Origin of the sequence: Maribacter ulvicola, assembly GCF_900155985.1 — a bacterium.
Taxonomy (GTDB): Bacteria; Bacteroidota; Bacteroidia; order Flavobacteriales; family Flavobacteriaceae; genus Maribacter; species Maribacter ulvicola.
In genome coordinates, this window is the sequence record NZ_FTMA01000005.1 from 71,212 (window position 1) to 90,714 (window position 19,503).

12 protein-coding genes are annotated in these 19,503 nt (G+C 37.8%); 5 read left to right on the forward strand and 7 right to left on the reverse strand.

Annotation, left to right across the window (positions count from 1 at the left end):
- Positions 1–110: 110 nt before the first annotated feature.
- Both BW936_RS13605 and BW936_RS13610 read left to right on the forward strand, forming a co-directional pair.
- Complete coding sequence (locus BW936_RS13605) at positions 111–2,717, forward strand: sodium:solute symporter family protein (protein ID WP_076548977.1); 2,607 nt, start codon at positions 111–113, stop codon at positions 2,715–2,717.
- A gap of 72 nt (positions 2,718–2,789) precedes the next feature.
- Positions 2,790–3,959: a hypothetical protein gene (locus BW936_RS13610; protein WP_076548979.1), complete on the forward strand. Its 1,170-nt coding sequence runs from the start codon at positions 2,790–2,792 to the stop codon at positions 3,957–3,959.
- 144 nt (positions 3,960–4,103) lie between these two features.
- On the opposite strand, the gene BW936_RS13615 is transcribed toward BW936_RS13610, so the two are convergent.
- From BW936_RS13615 to BW936_RS13630, 4 genes are all read right to left on the reverse strand, one after another.
- Complete coding sequence (locus BW936_RS13615) at positions 4,104–5,615, reverse strand: sulfatase family protein (protein ID WP_076548981.1); 1,512 nt, start codon at positions 5,613–5,615, stop codon at positions 4,104–4,106.
- 10 nt (positions 5,616–5,625) lie between these two features.
- The gene (locus BW936_RS13620; RefSeq protein ID WP_076548983.1) at positions 5,626–7,026 is read right to left on the reverse strand and encodes a sulfatase-like hydrolase/transferase; all 1,401 of its coding nucleotides are present in this window, start codon (positions 7,024–7,026) and stop codon (positions 5,626–5,628) included.
- A gap of 95 nt (positions 7,027–7,121) precedes the next feature.
- Complete coding sequence (locus BW936_RS13625; protein ID WP_076549359.1) at positions 7,122–8,603, reverse strand: RagB/SusD family nutrient uptake outer membrane protein; 1,482 nt, start codon at positions 8,601–8,603, stop codon at positions 7,122–7,124.
- A 32-nt stretch (positions 8,604–8,635) separates the two neighbouring features.
- Positions 8,636–11,839 carry a SusC/RagA family TonB-linked outer membrane protein gene (locus BW936_RS13630; protein WP_076548985.1) on the reverse strand — a complete coding sequence of 1,068 codons (3,204 nt, stop codon included), beginning with the start codon at positions 11,837–11,839 and terminating at the stop codon, positions 8,636–8,638.
- A 546-nt stretch (positions 11,840–12,385) separates the two neighbouring features.
- On the opposite strand from BW936_RS13630, the gene BW936_RS13635 reads away from it, so the two are divergent.
- Genes BW936_RS13635 through BW936_RS13645 form a run of 3 tightly spaced genes read left to right on the forward strand, consistent with a single transcriptional unit; the run spans position 12,386 to position 16,245 of the window.
- Positions 12,386–12,724: a CidA/LrgA family protein gene (locus BW936_RS13635; RefSeq protein WP_076548987.1), complete on the forward strand. Its 339-nt coding sequence runs from the start codon at positions 12,386–12,388 to the stop codon at positions 12,722–12,724.
- Complete coding sequence (locus BW936_RS13640; protein ID WP_076548989.1) at positions 12,717–13,409, forward strand: LrgB family protein; 693 nt, start codon at positions 12,717–12,719, stop codon at positions 13,407–13,409. The genes BW936_RS13635 and BW936_RS13640 overlap by 8 nt, the downstream gene beginning before the upstream one ends.
- A 25-nt stretch (positions 13,410–13,434) precedes the next feature.
- Positions 13,435–16,245: a sialidase family protein gene (locus BW936_RS13645; RefSeq protein ID WP_076548991.1), complete on the forward strand. Its 2,811-nt coding sequence runs from the start codon at positions 13,435–13,437 to the stop codon at positions 16,243–16,245.
- 137 nt (positions 16,246–16,382) lie between these two features.
- Here the strand turns inward: BW936_RS13645 and istB are convergent, their stop codons facing one another.
- From istB to BW936_RS13660, 3 genes are all read right to left on the reverse strand, one after another.
- The gene (istB, locus tag BW936_RS13650) at positions 16,383–17,114 is read right to left on the reverse strand and encodes an IS21-like element helper ATPase IstB (RefSeq protein ID WP_076548993.1); all 732 of its coding nucleotides are present in this window, start codon (positions 17,112–17,114) and stop codon (positions 16,383–16,385) included.
- Positions 17,115–17,139: 25 nt separating this feature from the next.
- A complete protein-coding gene (gene istA / locus BW936_RS13655) occupies positions 17,140–18,693 on the reverse strand; it encodes an IS21 family transposase (RefSeq protein ID WP_076548995.1) in 1,554 nt (517 codons plus the stop codon).
- A 136-nt stretch (positions 18,694–18,829) separates the two neighbouring features.
- Positions 18,830–19,261 carry an Arm DNA-binding domain-containing protein gene (locus tag BW936_RS13660; protein WP_076548997.1) on the reverse strand — a complete coding sequence of 144 codons (432 nt, stop codon included), beginning with the start codon at positions 19,259–19,261 and terminating at the stop codon, positions 18,830–18,832.
- Between the last annotated feature and the right edge of the window lie 242 nt (positions 19,262–19,503).

Genomic DNA, 19,503 nt, shown 5'->3' on the forward strand with positions numbered 1-19,503 from the left:
ATTTTCCAATGGTTACAATAAAGCTTCAAACCCATACTAACTTTACTGGGTTGGCTATGAACAGTTCAAAATAAAAATACATATGTCTTACATAACATTAAACACTATATATGAAAATTTATAAATTCATACTCTCCTTAGTAGCCTTTCTGCTCTTTTACCCTTTCATGTTCTCACAGAACTCCAACAACATCAAAGTTTCCTATGAGTCTGACCTACCCCCTTTGGGTAATTCAGAAATTTCCTTGGGATACGCTGGTATGATGGGAGGTGTACAGAATAATATTGTGATAGCAGCAGGCGGGGCTAACTTTCCTAACGGAATGCCATGGAAAGGCGGGCAAAAAGAATGGTACGATTCTATATATTGGTTAGAGAACGGAAAATGGACCCTCTCCCAGCAAACTCTGCCCAGACCCCTGGCATATGGCGCCTCAGTTTCCACCACAAAAGGTGTATTGCTCATTGGAGGTAATAATAAGGAGCTAGTTAGTGACCAAGTTATACTTGTTTCTTTTAATCCATCCAAGAAAGAAATTGAATTGGAACACTTTCCAAATTTGCCCGAACCTTTGGCCTACACTAATGCAGTATTGGTCGAAGGATTTGTTTATGTTGCTGGGGGAATGAACGAAAAGTCTAGCTCTAATTCCTTTTATCGAATACACTTAGAGAATAAAGATCATTGGGAAAAACTAAACGACTTCCCAGGAGAACCACGCGCCGTACATTCCATGGCGGTCCAAGAAACATCTAAATCCAAAAGTATTTTCGTCATTGGGGGAAGAAATCAGAAAAAAGATCAGGTTTCAACCCATTTTACCAATTTTCTTTCCTACGACCTAGCAAAGCAAGAATGGAAAAATGAAGGCGAAATAATGCTCAATGGCTCCAAGAAAGTAATCATGGGTGCCTCGGCAGAGCCATCTGGATCAATGCATATTCTAGTATACGGCGGATCAGATGAGGTATTGTTCAAGCAATTGGAATCGCTGGCTATAGAAATTAAGATGGCGAAAAATGATAGTATCGCACAACATTTAACCGAAATAAAAAATGAAATCCTCTTAAATCACCCAGGTTTCAGTAGTGAGGTCCTTGCTTATAACGCGATGACTAGTAAATGGTTTGTATTTGATTCCTTGGACATTAAATTACCTGTCACCACATTAGGCATTAAGCTTGAGGACAGTTTTTTACTCGTTTCAGGTGAAGTTTCCCCCGGAATCAGAACTCCAAACGTATTTAAATTTCAAGACGCAGAGGCGACCCATGTTTTTGGTTTCCTTAATTATGTTGTGTTAATTCTATACCTGTTGATTTCCCTATTCATAGGCGTATTTTTCGCGCGAAAACAGAAGTCAACGGATGATTATTTTTCAGGTGGCGGTAGAATTCCATGGTGGGCGTCTGGATTAAGTGTCTTTGGCACCCTATTGAGTGCAATAACTTTTATGGCCATACCAGCGAAATCTTTCACAACGGACTGGTCCTTCTTTATGCTGAATATAGCCGCTATTGCAATTACCCCACTTATAGCATTTATTTTTATACCATTTTTTAATCAATTACATATTTCAACTGCATACGAATATTTAGAGAAAAGATTCAATTATTTGGCCCGGGCATTTGGCAGTATTTCTTTTATCATTTTTCAATTAGGAAGAATAGGAATTGTACTTTTATTGCCTTCATTGGCAATTTCGATAGTTACAGGCATCTCCGTTGAAACGTGTATCTTATTAATGGGACTATTATGTGTTCTATATACTACTTTTGGTGGTATCGAAGCAGTAATATGGACGGATGTACTGCAAGTTATTGTACTAATGGGCGGAAGTATAGTCGCAATAGTCTGGATTCTTATGCATACGGATTCTTCTATCAACGAAATAATAACCTATGCTTCTGAAAAGGAAAAGTTCAATATAATAAATTTCGACTTTAATTTTACGGAATCCACGTTTTGGGTAGTCTTTTTAGGAGGTTTGGCCTCTGCAATGGTCACCCAAGGAACCGATCAAACAGTGGTGCAACGATTTTTGACCAGCAGTAATGTAAAGGACTCCCAAAAGACACTTTACACCAATGCCATTCTTACACTACCGGCCACAATCATTTTTTTCGGGATAGGAACATTATTGTTTATTTTTTACTCCGAAATGCCTGAAAAACTCTCTCCTGCCATTTCCAATAATGATTCTCTATTTCCATGGTACATTGTAAAAGAACTTCCAATGGGCGTATCGGGATTATTGATTGCAGGGATCTTTTCTGCAGCAATGTCCAGTATCAGCAGCAGTCTAAATTCAGTTTCCACAGCCTTTTGCAACGATTTGTACGAACGCTATAACCCTAATATACCGGATATAAAACTTCTTAGGGTCGCTAGAATAACAACAGTTTTTATCGGGATATTCGGAGTCTTGTTGGCTTTATGGATGGCAAACTCCAATATTAAATCCCTGTGGGACCAATTTTATAGGTTTTTAGGATTGTTTACTGGAGGATTGGGAGGGATGTTCTTATTGGGGATGCTTACCAAGCGTGCCAATTCTACAGGAACTATGATAGGTTTAGTGCTAAGTGCTATTTTATTATGGTATGTTAGTGTTTATACACCTATAAATTTTCTGATGTACTCACTGATAGGAGTCGGTTCCTGTTTTATTTTCGGTTATATATTCAGTTTAATCTTTAAAGACAAAAAGCAATAATCTACCAGTTATATCAGGACATAAGATAATAAATCAAACTACAAATAAATCCCACCGGAAAAAAAATTGCCAATGATAGCCGATATAGTAGCAAATATTCCCGTTAAAAAAGGCCTTAACGGCTGCTATACTGGAATCCACAATGGTGTCATGCTAGTGGCAGGAGGAGCAAATTTCCCTAATAAAGAGCTTTGGGAGGGCGGAAAAAAAAAATGGTACAACTCCATATTTGTTCTCAAGAAGCCGAAAGGGGATGTGACCTACAAATGGGCTGCTGATTTAATCCTACAATTGCCTGAACCACTTGCCTACGGAGCATCTGTTACAACAAAATTAGGTGTCCTATGCATAGGTGGGGAAAACGGGAAGAATGTAGTCAATAACGTGTTTCTTTTGCAATGGGATAAGTCTACAAAGCAGGTATGTTTAAAGAAAATGCCCTTTCTCCCTATCCCCTTGTGTAATATGTCCGCTTGCGTAATAAATGATGTAGTTTATGTAGTTGGGGGGCAAACCTCTTTAGGAGGAGAAGCTACTAGTCATATTTTTACTTTAGATCTCAACTTAACACCGGAAAATCAAAAATGGGAATCCTTGGTAGGATTTCCTGGTCCAGGTAGAAACCAAGCTATTGTAACAGGCCAATACAAAGGTGCCAATATTCATTTGTATGTCATGAGCGGCGTCTATTTTAACCGTGAGCAATATCCAAACACAAAAATGTTGTCCGATGTATATGAGTTTGACATAATAAACCGAAAGTGGACACAAATGAAAGACGTTCCCAATAATAACACACCTTTATTTCCAGATGGGTTTATCGCTGCAGCCCCTGTATTACCCATAGAGAAGACCAACATAATAATTTTTGGAGGTGCAGGTGGTGAACATCAACCTCTGGCCCAGAAACAAGAATTGGAACAGGAAATTGAAGTGATAAAAAGTAACAATTATGGTAACAAAGTAATTCTGCTAGAAAAAATAAAAACCTTAGAAAATGAGAGTATCTCACTTTTAAGGAGCACTACCTTCTCAAGAATTTTGTGGTCTTATAATACAGAAAAAGATAGTTGGATTAAATTGGGAACATTGCCTAAAAACCCACAAATTGTAACCAATGCATTGTATTGGGATAATGCCATTTTTATCCCAGGTGGAGAAATAAGCCCTGGTGTAAGAACTGCCGGGATTTTAAAAATATCGATCAATAATATAGCCTTAAATCATAGTCTTCAAATATAATTATTGGACTGTCACTTATAATCTTTCTCCTTCATTAAAAATAACAGCCTCCAGACCTTCACCTTCGTCAGCCAAAAATGCTAAAGAAGATGTGATAAGCTTAAAAGGTCTAGCAACACTGATTAAGGAGCAGGTACTTTAATCTCAATTTGGAATGAAATATTCTGGATAACTCCATTTAAAATCCTTATTCTTGGAATAAGAATGGTTTGGAAAATGTTTATTTATGGAATCTATTTCCTTATTAAATCTTGCGAATTTTATGGGATCGGCCAAGGGATCATTAGTTTCGGCCTGCCAAGTTTCCAAGGCAGCAATCATTCGGCCCAAAATACCTTGATACACCATATCTTCTGATAGGTTATTAAATTCGTAGGGGTCGTTTTGCAAATCGTACAACTCATATTTTGGTGGATTTTTCCATATTTTATAGGCATTAATTACCTCTGTTGATGCATTATTAATTTCCGCCTCTTCTGTCCCAGCATCAAAATGACCATTTACATGTGTTTCATAAAAGGCATAATGTGGATTTTCCTTTCCATGCAGCATGTTTAATATTAATTTATATCTATCACCCCTTACGCTTCTTCGCGGATAATACAATAGACTTGTGGAGCCGTTACCCCCAGCGAATACATATTCTCTAAAGTTTTTCATATGAGCTCCTTCTAATAAAGGCAATAATGACTTTCCTGGAAGAGTTTTTGGGGAATGGACTTGGGCTATATCCAAGAAGGTAGGAAGCAGATCGATCGAATTTACCAATTCGTTTTGTCGAACACCCTTTCCCTTTACGGTAGGATCTTTAATGATCAGGGGTATACGTAACCCCGCCTCATAGTTACTACATTTCCCTCGTGAGAATTGAGCTCCATGATCACCCAAATAGATGATTATGGTGTTATCTGCTTTCCCTGAACCCTGAAGCTCATTCAGCAGCATCCCTACAGATTCATCCAGTCTATTCATACTGTTATAATAATTAGCAGTATACTCCCTTATCCGTTCACTATCAGCCCCTACAAATGGCAATGAACCCTCTAAATCGGCACCATCCATAGGATTTTTGGGCATCCCTTCAACTTGTTTTTGCAAAGGGAAATGGGCATCGGGATAATTCACCATTAGAAAGAAGGGCTTATCCGAACCTTTAATGAAATTAGATGCTTCCTCTGCATATTTCTTAAGATTCTTCTTCCCGAAATTACTCCCTGGAATTGCGTTAAAATCAAAAGGAAATTCCTTTTCGGGGTTTACATGAAGCTTACCGATGATACCCGTGGAATACCCCGCTTCATTCAAATATTTCGGTAAGGTTTTAATGTTATTGTACATTGTGAACTTGTGTGTCGCCAAGCCTATATGTCCGTTTTGATGCGGATATAATCCAGTAAAAATGACCGCTCTGGAAGGACTACATACACTATAAGGAACAAAAGCTCGCTCAAATAGTACCCCTTCCTGCGCCAAATTATCCAGGTTTGGCGTGCTTACCTCTTTAACACCGTAGCAACCGAGATCTGGACCATTATCCTCTGACACGATCAACAAAATATTCGGGCTATTCGTTTCTAATTTTTTGGATGAATTACACCCTAATAAAAACAAAGAAAATACAAAAAAGGTTATTAATTTAATTATTGGGATTTTCATAGACTTATCACTATTGGTTATGAATGTAAGGGGCTTCAAGCATCACGTCCTTGTGCGAAGCAATCAACGCTTTTTTTAATTTTTTAAAAACTCTAGGTTCCATTTCTGAAATATCTTTCTCCTGATGAAGGTCATTTTTTATATTATATAATTTGAAATCTGTGAGTTTTCCACTTTTTATGATAGCTACCTCCTTTGGGTGGAACCTACCATTTTTATGAAAATCACCCACATTCCACTGGGCGCCTAAAATAAAATCACCTTCTCTTAGTAAAGATTGTGGTCCTCCCCAGGGGTCGTAAAAGTGCCAATTCAAAGCTTTCTTTCTATTAATCTTTTCATTATAAAAAATTGGACCTATGTCCGTTCCGTCAAGTATTAAACCCTTGGGTATTTTAATTTCTGCTAAATTGGAGAGCGTAGGAAAAAGATCGGTGTTTGAAATAGGCGTTTCATTGATTTGTCCGGGAGCAATGGTCCCCTTCCACCTAAATATACCTGGGACCCTTATGCCTCCCTCAAACATATGGCGTTTGTAACCCTTAAAAGGTCCCGCTGAACCATGGGACTTATTAAAATAGCCGTTTGGAGTGTATTGGGCCGGGCCATGGTCTGACGTAAAAAATATCAATGTATTTTCTGACAAATTTAATTCATCCAGTTTTTTAATTATTCGTCCAACGGCCTGATCTAAGTTGGCAACATTGGCATAATATTCAGCCTTCTTCCCGTGCTCTTTATACTCTTCTGTTAAACTGGGTGGAGAAAATATAGGTTCATGAGGCTCTAGAAATCCAATATACTGAAAAAATGGTAGGCCTGGAGCCCTATGTTGTTCCAACCAATCTATTGCTTCATCCGCAACAATATCAGCTGCATAGCCGTTTGTTGTTACAGCTTCTCCATTTCTAAAGAATCCTTCAGGATCAACATGTTTTAGGCTATATTGACAACCAAACCAATAATCAAATCCATGATCGTTTGGTTGTGGTTGATCTGGAATATTAAATTTTCCATTCAAATGCCACTTGCCAATACTTGCTGTTTGATATCCTTTTGTTTTTAAAAGGGATGCTATGGTGACTTCTTCTTTTGGGAGATACATTGTTGAATCAGGAGCAATCCAATCATAAACACCTGTTCTGTAAGGTGTTCTTCCTGTTAACAACCCCGCTCTAGATGGGGAACACATCGGGGATGAGGCATAACAGTCAGTCATTTTTATGCCCTCTTCGGCCAACTTGTCGATATTAGGTGTTTTTATGAACTTGTGGCCATAACTTCCCACATCCCCATACCCTAAATCATCAGCAACAATAATTACTATGTTTGGTGGATTTATCGATTGTGCACCGAGCATTGGTGCTAACAAATAACTAATAATACACAATATTTTTAAATGGAATTGCATTAAGTGCTTTATAAGGATTATTAAACTAAAAAAAAGGGAAGACAACTACACCTTCCCTTTCCAAACTAACTAACACAACTATTCAAACAGACCTCTTAGTAGCCTGGATTTTGGTCGATCAACCCATTTAAACTTATGGTTTCTTGCGATATTGGGAATAGCTTTTTATGTTCCGGCTCTCCTACCAAAGTCGGCACCAATTCAAAGGCCTTACCAAATCTTAATAAATCATACCATCTTTTACCCTCGAATGACAATTCGAACAAACGCTCTTGTAAAATAGCAGCATCATTAGCTTCTAGTGTTCCACTGACAAATTCATGACCCGGATAGTTTGCACCATATGCCCTTTGTCTTATCAGGGTCATTTCTGCTGTTGGATCTTGGCTCAAGGCATTTTTGGCTTCAGCAATCATTAAAAGTACATCTGCATATCGGTATAGGACAATATCATCCATATATTTCCTGGTCCCTGCATCCACAAATCCTCTATACTTTATCACTGCAGAGGCATAAAACTGATCATAAACACCTGGGTTATTAGGGTTTTCTGTGTTCATTAAAACATAAGTTGCATTTTTACGGGTATCATCATCGGTCCATTGATTCCTGAACACTTCTGACGGAGCCCACCTATTCAATCCACCACCTTCTCCCAATAAAGCTTTAGCAATTGGGTCACCATTGGATGGAATTTGGTCTCCACGGATATAGATGCCACTATTAAAATTATTACCAGATTCTAAATCCTCATAATGGATAGCCATAATAATTTCTTTGTTCTCTTTATTGTTATATCTAAAGATATCATCGTAATTAACAAGTAAATCCACATCAGCAGTTCGAACACTTTCCAATGACGTCAAAGCGGTTGTGATATCAGAAGCACCACCTCCCATTAGCTTTCCAGTCCATAAATAGACATCTCCCTTAAGTGCATTTACTGCAGGTTTAGACCACTGAGATCTTCCGTTAGAAAATGTGTTGTCTGAGAACAACCCTAGCGCTGCTTCTATATCAGATTTAACTAAGCTTATTACCTCAGTAACATTATTACGTGCCTTAAAACTGTTCACTGGATCAAAGCCCTCGGTAGGCTCTGTATTCACTGGAGCATCTCCCCATACCTTGGCTATAATAAAATAACAATACGCTCTCATGGCATGTGCTTGAGCTAAGGCAATATTTTTCTTGGTTTCAGAATCAAAATCAATAGCTGGCGTATATTTCAATATTAAATTTGCATCATGAATTACTGTATACAGATTCTTCCAATCCGGTCCGGCAGCATCTTGATCTAAAGTATTCTCAAAATATCTTTCCCTGCCCTCTGATGCTTGTAAACCATAGCTCATAACTTCTGACCGGGCTTCTCCCCATGAAAATAAATTATCATTGGCATCTGATCGGAATCTTACATACATTCCATTGACGTAAGACTCCACATCGCCTTGATTCTTCCAATAAGAATTGGCGCCAATAACACTTTCAGGAGTGAGGTTCAGATCCTTTTCGCAAGATGTAGCCACCAACATAAATGGAAGCACTATCATTGCTATTATTCTATATGTTTTCATAATGTTTAAGTTTTTATTTTTTCTGTTCATCATTATAATGATACATTTAATCCTAATAAAAAGGTTTGTGGATTTGGATATCTACCATTATCAATTCCTCCGTCCTCAGGTAATAATCCCCTATAATTGGTGATGTAACCCAAATTACTTCCCGTAGCATATAATCTAAGATTGGATATACCCAGTTTTGCAACTCCAGGTGTTAATGGAAGATTGTAGCTCAATGTAATTTCTCTTAATGCCAAATAATCACCTTTTTCATAGAAATCTGAATTCATTGCTATGTTTTGACCTCCTCCAGTCCTAAAGTTATTATTTTGTGCCAGTTGATCCGCCCAGTAGTATCGTGGAATATCGGTAACATCTCCTTCATTTTCCCAAGACCTTAATACTTCCTTGGTTATACCTATATCACCTTGCCATTGCCCTAAATACACTCCGTGCATTTGATTGACAATAGTATGGCCTATGGAGAAATCAGTACGCACTGTCAAACTAAGATTCTTGTAATTGAACGTATTGGTAAACCCACCGGTCCAGTCCGGAAATTCATTACCAACATATACCCTATCCAAGGTATTGATAACTCCATCATTGTTCACATCCCTAAAGATAATGTCACCACCTTGCTTACGTTTATCCGATCCAGCTACCAACTCATCTATGGGTCCGGCCTCAGCTTCCGCCGTGGTTGCATATACGCCCAAAACTTCATAGGTATAAAGATCCCCCATTGTCTGACCTTCTTGTAATCCAGCAACCCATCTTGTACCCCCATTTACTGGGTCAGCCACCTCATAACCACCTATCCTATTATTGTCATTGCCGTTTTCAGGTAATTTGGATATAGTATTTTTATTATGTGATAGATTAAGCGCGGAGACCCACCCAAAATTATCATTTTCAATTATACGGGCATTTAGCTCCAATTCCACTCCTTCATTGTTTAAGTCGCCCAAATTGGTCAGGATACTTGAAAATCCTGTCACTTTAGGCAAGGTAAAACTGGTAATCAAATTATGAGTGTCCCGATTGTAATAATCAAACAACAAGGTCACTCTATTATTAAAAAGACCTAAGTCGAAACCTGCACCAATAGCTTCAGTTTGTTCCCACTGAAGTGCATCATTTGAAAGAGAGCTATTAAGTACCGCTGCTTTTCTATTATACTTGTTTCCGACCCCATAAACTCCTTGGTATTTATAATCTTCAAGTTCCCCTATATTACCTGTCACCCCGTAACTAGCTCTAAATTTCAGCGAACTAAAGGTGGAGGTGCTTTCGCCCCAGAAACCTTCCTTATGAACGTTCCATCCAGCAGAAACACCTGGGAAGGTTCCCCATTTAAAATCGGCTCCTAAATTAGATGCTCCATCATGTCTGATACTTGCCGTTAGGAGGTATTTCCTCTTATAGTCATAATTAACCCGCCCGAAAAAACCAATTATATTCCTAGAGGAAAAAGAACTAGTAACGTTTGTAGGTTCCGCAGATGCGTTCAATGTGGGAATCAAATCTGAAGATGCCCCCCTACCATCGGCGCCTAAAATGTATGCCTCCCTGCTTACCCTAGAAAAACCTGCTTTAGCATTTAAGGCATGTTCGTCTTTCATAATTTTAGCATAGGTAAAAACACCTTCTATCTGCGTGGTTATATCCTGCTCAAAATCGGCACTTGCATTTCTTGAGTCATTAAATGACGTTGCCGTATTAAAATATGATTTCTGGAATGCATTATCCAAATCTTGCTCCTGAGAATAGGAAAAGAACGGGGAGAATGTCAAATCCGAAAAAATTTGATAATCCAAACCGATAGAAAGTGACAATCTATAGTCTCGGCGCTCCTTATCAAATCTACCTAAGTGATATACCGGATTACCTATACCCCTATTTTGACCTGGAGCTAACGTACCATCCTCAAAAGCAAATTTTGCAGTTGGAGGCAAACCTAACGAACGTTGAAAAATCTGATTAGAACTAAAGACTTGATTATTGTTTGCGGTACTGTAGTTAACACGACCCCATACCTTAAAGTTATCCCTTATATTGAATCCTCCATACATTTTTGCAGTATATCGCTCATAATCAGTCTTTAGTGCCACTCCTTCACTTTTAAGATACCCTACACTTACATCATATTCGGCATCCTCGGTGCTCCCAGAAAACGAAAGGTGATGGTTGGTGGTCAATCCAGTTTTGAATAATTTATCCTGCCAATCTGTTCCTTTAAATATAATAGTTTTATTAGAATCTAGAGGATCTGGCATACTTTCCCATCCTTCATTTAATTTATGGTCATTAACCCCAGGCTGTAGATATTGTGTTGTAAAACTAGTATTGTTCGTTAAATCGTTTCCAATCCCTGCACCTACAGGCAAGTCTAACCTGGAAAGACGTTCAGGATGTTTTTCCCCCGTGGCCGCAATACCCAATCTACCATAATAAATATAGTCTCGAGCTGAAACCAAATCGTATGTCTTACCAATTTGCGACATGCCCGTTGTCACATTATAACTTATTTTAGGCTTTCCCTTCCCTGTTTTGGTAGTTACGATGATAACCCCGTTAGAAGCCCGTGAGCCATAAATAGATGCTGCAGCTGCATCTTTCAACACCTGTACCGACGCTATATCAGCCGAGTTAAGGTCGTCCATATTATCCCTAATTATACCATCGATAATGTACAAAGGCCCTGCACCATCAGGGTTATTGATAGAGGTACCACCACGAATAATTATTCGTGTTCCCGCACCTGGTTGCCCAGAGGTTTGTTGAGCCCTAATTCCCGCAATGGACCCTTGCAAAGCTTGTGTTGCATTAGCAAACGGTACGTTCTCCAAGACTTTCGTGTCTAATTTCGATATAGACGAAGTTAGTGTTTCCCTTGATTGAGATCCATAGCCCACTACCACTACCTCATCCAATTGGGACGCATCTTCCTTAAGGATAATGTTGATAACGGATTGGCTCCCTACCGTAATTTCTTTTTTGGAAAAACCGATATAACTGAAGACCAAAACATCTGCCGATGTTGCACTGATGGAAAAATTACCATCAAAATCACTTTGCACACCATTGGCAGTATTCTTCACCAAAACGTTGGCTCCTGGAAGAGGTTGATTAGAATCATCCGTGATAGTCCCCGTAATTATCTTTTCTTGCCCATGAACCCCCGAGAACAGCAAAATAGCCGCTAAAGTGAGTACCCCATTTAAAAATTTGTTTTTTCGTTTCATTTTAGTTTGATGTTATGTATTACATAATCCAATATTAAACATAAAATACTTTTTAACCAAATTTTAAGAACTTTTTTAGTGTTAAATCTACTGAAGCCTCAACACTTATATAAAACAACACCATAAATGGGATATTCCGATTATTTATATGCTAAACCATATACATACTCATAAAAAGACCTATAAAGTTTATAATTTCAATAGCTGTACTAAAAAGAATCTGTACAGGTGTTTTATATTAATGTTACTAAGACCAAAAATGAAACTCATTAATATCATGACCTTGTTAATTGCATTTATTTTAAATTTTAGCAACCTGCCTCTTAAATTTTTAGGAAAATCCATAAAATTAATGTAAAATTGCCTTATGTATAACATTAAAAACATATAGGTTGACATCATTATACTATATTAAAGATATAGAAACTATGATCGGCATTGTTGGAAATTTAAAACAATTATGATAATCATCCACTAGATTAATATACAGCTCTATACTATAACCATAAGGTCGAACTCCAACTATGATGCACAAAAAAAATAAAAATGTTTAAGGGAATTTTATATATATTTTCATTCCTAGCACTCGGGGAAATTCTAGTGTACCTATGTAATCTTCCTATTGCAGGCAACATTGTGGGAATGGTAGCAATATTCATAGCCTTAAAATTAAAGTTGATAAAATTGAATGATGTAAAACCCGCCTCTGATCAGTTTATAAAGTATATGGTTTTATTTTTCGTGCCTTATGGGGTAGGCCTAATGACCTTTTATGACATTCTAAAGATTCATTGGCTTGCAATTGTTGTCAGCACAGTTGCAAGCACTATTCTGACACTATACATAACTGGTATCATATTACAAAAATTTGGAAAGGGTGAGTGAGATCTATCAACAACCCCTTTTTGGAATTTTTATTACACTATCGGCATTTCAATTGTCACAGATAATCGGTCGTAAATGGAAGTTTGTACTCTTTAATCCGGTCTTGCTTTCTGTGGTATCCATAATTTGCTTTTTAGTCATTTTTGAAATTGATTTTGAAGCCTATAACATTGGTGGGCAATATCTAGGATTTTTATTAGGACCTACGGTCGTAGCCCTAGGGGTTCTCTTTTATGAAAAATTTGAGCAAATAAGAGAAAATATAATGCCTTTTTTATCCGCCGTTGTTATTGGAGGGGTAATGAGTATTATTTCTGTTAGTACCATAGCTATCACTTTAGGTGCTTCTGAACCAATTATAAGATCTATCGCTCCAAAATCTGTCACCACCCCAATTGCATTGGAAATCGCAAAAATGATTGGCGGTGTACCCTACATAACTGCCGGTATAGTGATAGCAGTAGGAATCTTTGGAAATGCATTTGGCCCTGTAATTTTACGCTGTTTAGGAATAAAGAACAAAAACGCAATAGGCGCCGCCTTAGGAACCGCCGCCCATGGTATCGGTACCGCAAGAGCATTGGAAGAAGGAAAACTACCGGGGGCCTATGGTGGATTGGCCATGTGTATAAACGGGTTATTGACAGCCATCATCACGCCATATATCGTAAACGTAGTAATATGACTTAATAACTAAAACAATTGATATAATGAAGAAAGATATTTTATGCGGACTAATTCTCTTACTCTGTATAGGTTATGGTTCACTTTGGGGACAACAAGGCTTAGCATCTAAACAATCCCTACTTTTCAAAGTCAGCACTTTGTTTGACCCACAGACCGATAAAATGGGATATCACAATTATCGCATCCCGTCTCTCCTGGTTACCAAAAAGGGGACTACTCTTGCAATTATGGAAGGTCGTGAAGACATGAACCACGATCATGCAAAAAACGACATTGTTCTCAAACGAAGTACGGATAGTGGAAATTCATGGTCTACACCCAAAGTTATCGTTTCGGAAGGTGACAATGTGGTGATGAATCCTGTGTTGGTACAATCGCAAAATGGAACAATTATTTTAACCTATATTTATTTTCCCGAGAAAAGACATAGCAGTGATAGATCCCATGGAGTTAAGCAAGTGGAACCGGGATTGGAAGGGAATGATATAGAAAAGATTTTTATGGTCAAAAGCCAAGATGAAGGGTTAAACTGGTCCGATCCAGAGGAAATAACCCATATTGCAAAATCCAACAAGCATAGCCTGCACGCTATAAGTGGCCCTGGTGTGGGTATTAGACTAGAGCATGGGAAGTTCAAAGACCGAATTATCATCCCGATGTCCGAGACATGTTTAAGAAATGGAAAGAAAACTTCCAACAACTACGCTCTGTATTCCGATGATAATGGAAATAGCTGGAAACACGGGAAATCCATGCCAGCCTCCGTTAATGGAAAATCTGGGGGGAATGAAATTCAAATGGTAGAGCTGGAAGATGGAGTGGTCATGGCTTCCATTAGAGATAAAGGTCATCGGCTGATATCCAAGAGTTATAATGGAGGAAAAACATGGAGTAGATTATTAGCACATCCAGAATTAATCGATACTGGCAGTATGTCACCCTTATTGCGATATCGATTTAAAAATGGCAACATTCCCGGAGTATTGATCTATGTAGGCGTTACAGGCAGGTTGGATGGCAATAAAAGAGGAAAAGCCGAAATTGCTTTGAGTTATGATGATGGAGACACATGGCCTGTTCAAAAGGCATTGTACAAAGGAAAATTTGACTATTCTTCCTTAGCCATTTTACCTGATGGTACAATTGGTATGTTGGCGGAATACGATTTTAATGGAGATCGAGCTAAAATACAATTAGTAAAATTCAATTTGGAATGGATTGAAGATCCGAATGCAATTTCCTTATCATTGGATAAAAAAATAATAAAACCTGATAAGTATTTTAAAACGCATCCCGATCATATTGTTCCGGACGATATGGTTATTCAAAAATTCCAAGTAAAAATGAAAATTCAGACTCATGGGTCTCAAGCTGACCTTGATTATAAATTCGAACTGATTGAAGCCCAAGGTGAGTCACACTTGCTGGGCTTGGATAATTTAAATAAATTCTCCACTTCCAACAAAAATATTTTTGTCGCTGATTGGTATGGTCCAAATATAATAAAGGTGACAGCAAAGAATAAAAATGATAAAACTGTAGCTGTAATCTTGGATACAGTCTTTGTGCATTTTTCTCATAGCCAGGTGGCAGGAGGTGATATTAACAAACTAGATAAAAAGTACACTGGAAAAGAACATATAACTGGAAAAATCATTAATGACACCCTGGTTTATACTGGAATGCGCTTTTTACCTAATGACATTTCTAAAGGAGACCCTCGTTACGAGGGTACTAAATTTGGCGCCTACGAGACCAAAGAACCACGAATGCTCGCTCTAGACAATGGGATTTTAATAGCATCATATCATTTTCAAATTAAAGGTGTTAATGATGCCCCTCCTGGCCTTACCCTTGTAATGACAAGAAGTATTGACGGTGGCAAAACATGGATAGACGAACAAATCCTAATGCAAGATATTAATGGAGTGGCTGCTTATACCTCTATGGTTCAATGGGGAGATGAGATTCATTGCTATTTTTCAGGTGGCCATAGTTCTCACCCCCAAGCAAATAAATATATGGGCGTTTACAAAACTACCAGTACTGATCAGGGTAAAACGTGGTCCCATCCAGTATCTATTAATGAAATAACCAAACTTCTTACTTCAAAGATAGATACTATTGCCCCCAACCAATCCCCATCCACAAATGCGCTTTTTATTCCTGATATGGAATGGAAAGGTAAAAAAGAAGATGCTTACATTGTTCCTTTTTATGTTGACCCGGTTAAATTTCTGATTACTTTGGACGGTGGAAAATCATGGGATATATTCTACGATGTTCTAAACTACCCTGAGTTTATGGGAGAACTGAACGAAATTTCTTGGGCTCTACTTGAGGATCGAACTATTTATGTTGTCTCAAGGCGACAAAGCAAGATCGGCTATAAGAACGAAATGCTATTTGACCTCAAAGGAAACCCAACTTTTATAGGTCAAACTCGAAAAAATCATAAAGCTAGAAGATGTCACCAAGGGGCCGTTGCTGTCCCTGAAGGACCTTTTAAAGGGAGGATTGCGGTAGCCAGTAATTTTAGTGATGATCGGGAAGAAGCTACAATCGCCATTTCAAATACAGTATTGGGACAAAAATTCACAACTAAGTTCTTAACTACCAATGCTGGTTGGGGGTATTGTCATATTGATTGGAATCCCAAATTAAATGGTTTTGTACTAATAGGAGAATCGGAGCCTTTTGACGAAAATGAACAAGTAGTTAATATGGATGATGGCCCTGATAGAAATGAACGATATTCATTAGAGGTTTTTGCTTTTAGCCCTGAGTTTTATGATACTTTGATAGAAGCGAATATTAATTTGATATCAAATTAATATTTTAATACTAAAAGTATATGATAAAAGGTTTTTTAATGTTTTTTGGATAGGGCGGTCAAAGTGAGCCACCTCGGGCGGATGAAAGTGAGCATAGCAAATCAGTTGCTCAAAATCGATTCTATAGAAGTTTAAAATTAGTGTTTATTTCTTAGTTTTTTACGCATTGATTCTCCTTTGATGTTAATTCGATGAGCAGAATGCACCAATCTATCTAAAATGGCATCTGCTATAGTTTGTTCTCCTATAATTTCATGCCAGGCCTCTACGGGTAATTGAGATGCAATGATAGTTGACCTTTTACCATGTCTATCTTCAATAATTTCCATAAAAGAATGTCTGTTTAGTGTGTCTAAAGCTTTTAGCCCAAAGTCATCTAGTATTAATAAGTCTTGTCTTTCTAACCTGTTTATTTGCTTTACATAAGAGCCATCTGCCTTTGATGTTTTGAGCATGGTAAAGAGTTTACTAGCATTAAAGTACATTACTTTAAAACCTTGCGAACAGGCCTGATGTCCTATTGCGGATGCAATATAGCTTTTACCTGCACCTGTACTTCCTGTAATCAAGATGTTTTCTTTACCCTTAATAAAATCACAACTTGCAAAACGTTGCACTTGATTTTTGTCAAGGTTTCTAGTATTATCATAATCAATATTTTCCATCACGGCGCTGTACCTAAATCTAGCGGCTTTGGTTAATCGTTCTATCTTTCGGTTCTGCCTATCATCCCACTCAGATTGCATTAGGTAAGCTATCAGCTCATCATTTGTGTAGCCAATGCTATCTGAGGATAAGCTGGTGTTAAAGGCTCTAATCATACCGTGAAGCCTTAATTGTTTCATCTGTTCCAATGTTTGCGTATTCATATATTTAGTTTTTATTTATTGATTCCTATTTATAATAATGACCTCCCCTGATATTGTCGTGGTTAGGTATTTCAATATTTTCTTCAGGGTTTTCATCTAGTTTGTCCCAACCTTTTTGTAAGATTCTATTGACCATATTATAATTGTAAGCTTGATAGCCCAAAGCCCTTTTACAGGCATTGTTCAATCGTTCATTTCCTGCTTTCTTAGCTAGGTGTAGTATACCAAGGCAAGATTTATAAGACTGCTCGGGGTGTTGTTTTTTATCCAAGATTACCATTATATATGCTCTACAATGAGAGCCAATAATACTTGCCCATGCTATGAACTTCTCAGAATTCCATTCACTTACAAACTGATGATGTGAAGGCATGTGCTCTTTTAAAGTAGTGTAACCGTATTTCTTTCTCTGGCGAGTATGCACGGTAAGTCGTTCTTCTTTATGAAATACCTCTACCAAACTATTGGAGAATATGACCTTAACGTGTTTGCCTATGTGCTGATAGGGTACGCTGTAATAATGCTTGTCTTTGCTTAAATAGATATGACTGTTCTTGTGGACGGTAGCTTTTGCATATGACTTGATTTCATAACGCTTTACGGGTAATGGTTTGAGTTCAATACTTTCTATTTCCTTGAACAGGGAATATCTTGAATACTCTCTACCTCTAAAAGACATTTTGTTATGTACATCTAAAAGTTCTAGAATAGCTTTGTTGATGTCTTTCTGAGTATGAAAGGTTTGATTTCTAAGCGGAGCAAATACCCTTGTATAAATAATTCGCACCGCATTCTCAACAATAGCCTTATCTCTTGGTTTGTAAGCTCTTGTTGGTAGTACGGCCGTTTCATAATGTTCTGCGAAGTCTGCAAAGGTCTCGTTTACCTTAGGCTCATAGCGACTACTTTTAGTAACTGCAGCTCTAAGATTATCCGGCACTAAGGCCTCGGGAACACCGCCATAATACCATAGGGCATTTTCTACACAGGAAATAAAATCTTCTTTCTTTTGGCTCTCACGAGCCTCCACATAGGTATACTGACTGCTGCCCAGTACGCATACAAACACTTCTAAGTTTTGTATTTCTCCGGTATGTTTATCTACAATATGAAGCTTCTTTCCTGTATAATCAATGAAGAGTTTATCGCCAGCTTTATGTGTAAAGTGCATTACTGGTGATACGTCTTTGCACCACTCGCGATACCAATATCTGAACTGAGATAGTTTAAAGCCTTCAGGGTGCTTGGTGTAGTATTCTTGCCATAACAACTGCTTGGTTACACCTGTCTTGCGAAGCTCTTTATCAAAGTATGGAAAGTACTTTTCTAAAGTCAACAACTGATGACTCTTTGGCTTTTGGTCTGATTTGAACAGCTTATGAAGCTCTTCTAAAGTCATTTCTGACACTTCATAAACGGTATAAACGGTAAGCTCGTAACGCTTAAAGAAGGCGATATACTTGGTTACCGTATTTCTGGAGAGTCCAAGCTGTTTACTTATCTGGCGCTTACTTACACCAGCACTATATAACTTGAATATTCGTTTTACTTTACGCATTTCTATTTGTGTGTTGGCCATTATCTTTTTAACAAAAAAAGACTATTGACTTAACCTTCAAATAGAATCGATTTTTAGTGGTTCACTTTCATCCGCCGTGCTATGCTCACTTTCACCCGCTCTGGGTGGTTCACTTTAATCCGCCGCAGGTGGTATACTATATCCGTTTTTTGCAGCTTTGGGTAGTATAATAGTTCTTTTGGGTACCCCTTTTCAATTTACCCTTCATATCCTCATTATGATAGGCGATAATGTCCAAAATAGAATGATTGTTTTCATCCTTTCCTAAGTATCGAGCTTTTATAGCCTGCGCGGTAATTAACTTGTTACCGGCCATCAAATCCCGATAAGAATTAAAAAGATGGTTATAGGTTTCGTCCAAATAGCTGTTAAGTATTCTCGATTTTTGGCTAGTCCCTTTAGCTCGGTTTTTATGGACGTCCCAATCCGAGATTAAAACTTTTCGTTTTAAACTGATGACCGCCCGTTTGCCATTTACCGTGATTCTAGCATAAAGTGATGCCTGATTGTCCTTAACTCTGGAAAAATCTGCCCATAAGAGAATACTGAATGTTGAAGATGTCTTCATGATTTCGTCTTTTAGTTAACATTTATTTTGTTATCAGACGAAAGTCAAATCACTTATAAAGATACATTTATTTAGTCAACGCATTTGGCGTTTTAACAAATAGGTCAACACTTTTACAGTTTTAAATTTGTTGACCGATTTGTTGACATTTTTATTGGGATTAAATGATTTGTTTTGATATCCCTAAAAACGAAAAAACCTGATAATCATACGATTAACAGGTTTTTGTTATAGATTGATAC

Excerpts from the sequence above, each read along its gene's own strand:
- istB (WP_076548993.1), bottom strand. The coding sequence starts at position 17,114 with ATGAATACGCAAACATTGGAACAGATGAAACAATTAAGGCTTCACGGT.
- BW936_RS13620 (WP_076548983.1), bottom strand. The coding sequence starts at position 7,026 with ATGCAATTCCATTTAAAAATATTGTGTATTATTAGTTATTTGTTAGCA.
- BW936_RS13610 (WP_076548979.1), top strand. The coding sequence starts at position 2,790 with ATGATAGCCGATATAGTAGCAAATATTCCCGTTAAAAAAGGCCTTAAC.
- BW936_RS13645 (WP_076548991.1), top strand. The coding sequence starts at position 13,435 with ATGAAGAAAGATATTTTATGCGGACTAATTCTCTTACTCTGTATAGGT.
- istA (WP_076548995.1), bottom strand. The coding sequence starts at position 18,693 with ATGGCCAACACACAAATAGAAATGCGTAAAGTAAAACGAATATTCAAG.
- BW936_RS13605 (WP_076548977.1), top strand. The coding sequence starts at position 111 with ATGAAAATTTATAAATTCATACTCTCCTTAGTAGCCTTTCTGCTCTTT.
- BW936_RS13625 (WP_076549359.1), bottom strand. The coding sequence starts at position 8,603 with ATGAAAACATATAGAATAATAGCAATGATAGTGCTTCCATTTATGTTG.
- BW936_RS13635 (WP_076548987.1), top strand. The coding sequence starts at position 12,386 with ATGTTTAAGGGAATTTTATATATATTTTCATTCCTAGCACTCGGGGAA.
- BW936_RS13660 (WP_076548997.1), bottom strand. The coding sequence starts at position 19,261 with ATGAAGACATCTTCAACATTCAGTATTCTCTTATGGGCAGATTTTTCC.
- BW936_RS13615 (WP_076548981.1), bottom strand. The coding sequence starts at position 5,615 with ATGAAAATCCCAATAATTAAATTAATAACCTTTTTTGTATTTTCTTTG.
- BW936_RS13630 (WP_076548985.1), bottom strand. The coding sequence starts at position 11,839 with ATGAAACGAAAAAACAAATTTTTAAATGGGGTACTCACTTTAGCGGCT.